Annotated in this window: 1 protein-coding gene and 1 pseudogene; both read left to right on the plus strand. The window is 38.8% G+C overall.

The window, feature by feature from the left end; translation table 11 throughout:
- Positions 1–173 precede the first annotated feature (173 nt).
- Positions 174–3,008 carry a hypothetical protein gene (locus HMPREF2794_RS27000; RefSeq protein WP_055270784.1) on the plus strand — a complete coding sequence of 945 codons (2,835 nt, stop codon included), beginning with the start codon at positions 174–176 and terminating at the stop codon, positions 3,006–3,008.
- A gap of 78 nt (positions 3,009–3,086) precedes the next feature.
- Positions 3,087–3,636 (plus strand): annotated as a pseudogene (locus HMPREF2794_RS27005) (OmpA family protein); the annotation flags it as partial.

A 3,636-nucleotide genomic window follows, 5' to 3' on the forward strand; every position in this document is an offset into this window, starting at 1 on the left:
AAAGTGTTGGGAATATATTTCTTGTCCATACTAAAGAATCATGGACACAGGTAAAACGAAAAGAAAAGGAGGTCACATTAATAAAATGAAAAGGGAAACACAAATGGCTTTTGAATCAAAAACGAGAAATTATATTTTTATTTTTTAATTTATAAATTAAATTTTTTTTTATTATGAACAAAAAGTTTTTAAGTGCAATCCTGTTTGGAGCATTACTTGCGTCTACCACAGGAACATTTACATCTTGTAAAGACTATGATGATGACATCAATGGTCTAAGCGAACGTGTAGATGCAATCGAAAAAACATTGGCCGAATTGAATACCAAGTTTGGTTCATTGGCCTATGTGAAATCGGTGTCTTTTGCAGATGGAAAATTAGTAGTAACAGATCAGAATGGAGATGCTACTACTTATAATATTCCTGATACAGACACTAATACTACGTATACTTTGGATGTATCTCAGGATGGTAATAAAGCTACTATTACTTTGACTGATAACAAAGGTAATGTACAAACTAAGACTATTACTTTTACAGATACTGACACTGATACTAAGTTTGATGCTACCAAATTGACTGTTGGTGAAGATGGCGTTGTAAAATATGATGGTGTAGCTACCGGTGTTACAATACCTAAGCAAGGTACGTTGGATATCACAGAAATGACTACAGATGGCGTAACTTATGGTTGGGCTATTAAATATGGCAATGCAGAACCTGTTAATTTGATGATTTGTGATGTTCTGCCTATTACGAGCTTTGGCTTTGAACCGGATGCTTATTTGGGAGGTGTTCCTTCAATGAAGGCTTTGAAAGTCGTTTATAAAGCTTGGAGTGAAACAACTAGCTGTAATCCGGCTACTGCTACTGGTGAAGTATGGGCAAAAGCTACTACAAATTCTTATGTTCGTCCGGTGATTGCAGGTACTTACTACTTGAATCCGTCAAGTGCAACTAAAGAACAGATAAAGAAGATCACTGTACTTTCTGCAGATAAAGAGTATATTAATAAAACTAGAGCAGCTGCTTCTAATCCGGAAGTTGAAAGCTATGAAGTAAAAGACGGTGTTTTGACTGTTTACTTTAAGGCTACTACTGAGTTGATTGAAGCTATCTCAAGTTCTAAAATTACAGTTTTGGCTATCCGTGTAGAAACAGAAGCTGGTAACACTATTACTGATGAGTATAGAGCTATCTACGCAACAGATTATGAAAACGTGATTTTGGGTGATAAGGCTAAAAAGGCTGCAGGTACTGCACATCATTTGTATGGAACAGACACAGGCAAGGCAGATGATGCTATCAAGGCTGATGCTGACTATGAAGTTGCTTATAACTCAACTACTGGTATTGATCTTGCTGAAAAGGTTATTACTTGCTATGATGATGTAGCTGCTACAAAGACAGATTTGACTATGTCTGCTGCAGAATTGGCTAAATTAGGCCTGAAGTATGATTTCCATTTGTGTGCTTACATTGATGGTACTAATCAGACTAACCAAAGTGATTTCGCTAGATTGACAGGTTCGGTTTTGTATCCGAAATTGTTTAATGAAACAGCTACTCCGTATGCTGCCGTAGGTCGTCAGCCATTGGTACGTGTTCAGCTGTTGGATACGAAAGCTAATAATAAAGTGGTCAGCACAGGTTGGATTAAAGTGATGATCACTAAAGATAAGGCTCCTGCTATTGACGCTCCGTTCACATTTGATCCATTCACTAACCAATGTGATGATAAAGTATTCGCATTGACAGTTGAACAAATGAACGTGAAGGTTTATAACAAGTTGGGTATGGACTATAAGATGTTCAAGACTATCTATGAAGCTGCCAATCCGTTGTATACCGGCGATGGTGTGGTTACTGAGGTTGCCGATGCTGGAGAAGTTACACAAACTGACTTGTTGAAGTGGACTATTTCTCAGGCCGATATGAAGTTAGCTTTGGCGAAGACTTCTGATGTTGGCTCATTGAAGGCTGTTGTAACTTACAAACCGAAAGCTGGTTATGAAGATTCTTACAGCGATGTAACTATCACATTGTCTACTAAGGTTAATGCAATTGCCGCTGTTACAATTCCTGCTTCTAACAAGATCGCTGAATACTGGGATGCTAATAAGACTTACGTTCGTCTGAATGTAGTTGTTCCGGGTACTCTGACTGATGACTGTGCATTTGCAGTTGATTTGGATAACACATTTGAAGGAAACAAACCTATTATCACAGGTGCTACTGCTTACAAGTATATTTTTGCATCTAAGAACGTAAATCGTAAAGAGAAAGGTTTGAGCGGTACTGAATATACATTATCAGTTGGTGATGATGGCTTGACATTGAAAGCTACTGCCGGTGCTGCGACTCAAAATGTAGCAGTGATTGATGCTGATGGTGTAGTCACTTATCAAAATACAGACTTTGCAAAAGACCTGTTGAATATTGCAAGTCATAACTCAGTTCCATCTGCCGGATTCTATGCTTGGATTAACATTAAAGCAACTACCGGTGAATGTGCATTAGAGTTGCCTATCACTAACGGTGAATATATGGCTTACTTCTTGCGTCCGATTGATGTAATTGCCGGTGAAGGTAAGTTCCAAGATGCTGTTGATAATGGTTCTACAGTTAATATGCTCGACCTGTTGAGCTTCTCTGATTGGAGAAACCAAGCATTCAGCACAACAGTAAAAGCTAACTACTTCGGTTATTATGGAATCGAGCTAATTACAGTTGATATACCTAATATCACTACTGACTTGAATGGTAACGATATCAATTCTAAGAAGTTGTCTGAGGTTACTTCACAACTGGTAATTACTCAAACTGGTACTACGGTTAATCCTATTCCTGCAGCTCCTGCTAAGGATACTTATGGTACCGTTACATATACAAACAATGGTAACGCTGTCGGTGCATTCAACTTGAGATTACCTGTTACTGTCACTTACAAGTGGGGTACAGTTAAGTCTTATGTGATTATTCCGGTTGAAAAGACATTAGGTAACTAATTCTTTTTTGAACTTAAATATAATGAAGCGCTTCTCTCTAATGAGAGGCGCTTTATGTTTAATGTAAATTAATCTATTATGAACATTAAAAGAAAACTGTTGATAGGTATAATGGCTATCAGTCTATTGCCAATTTCCGCCCAGGAACAGCGTGTCAAGGAACCTGAAAAGATTTCTTTCAAACCTCATTGGTTCATTCAGGCACAAATAGGAGCAGCCCATACTGTAGGTGAAGCAAAATTCACTGATCTTATTTCTCCGGCAGCAGCTCTTAATGTCGGTTATAAGTTTGCTCCCGCGTTTGGTGCGCGTGTTGGTGTAAGTGGCTGGCAGGCAAAGGGCGGATGGGTCAATCCGCAACAGACCTACCAGTATAAGTATCTGCAAGGTAATGTGGATATTATGGCTGATCTCAGCGCTTTGTTCTGTGGTTTTAATCCGAAGCGGGTGTTCAATGGTTACATCTTTGCCGGTGCAGGACTGAATCGTGGTTTTGATAACGATGAAGCCAATGCGCTTGATACAAGAACTTATGAGTTGGAGTACCTTTGGCAAGAAGGTAAGATTCTTCCGACAGGTCGTTTCGGTCTGGGCTGTGATCTTCGTTTGAATGATCGTTTGTCCATTA

This window comes from Bacteroides sp. HMSC067B03, from assembly GCF_001811315.1.
GTDB classification, from domain to species: Bacteria; Bacteroidota; Bacteroidia; order Bacteroidales; family Bacteroidaceae; genus Bacteroides; species Bacteroides faecis.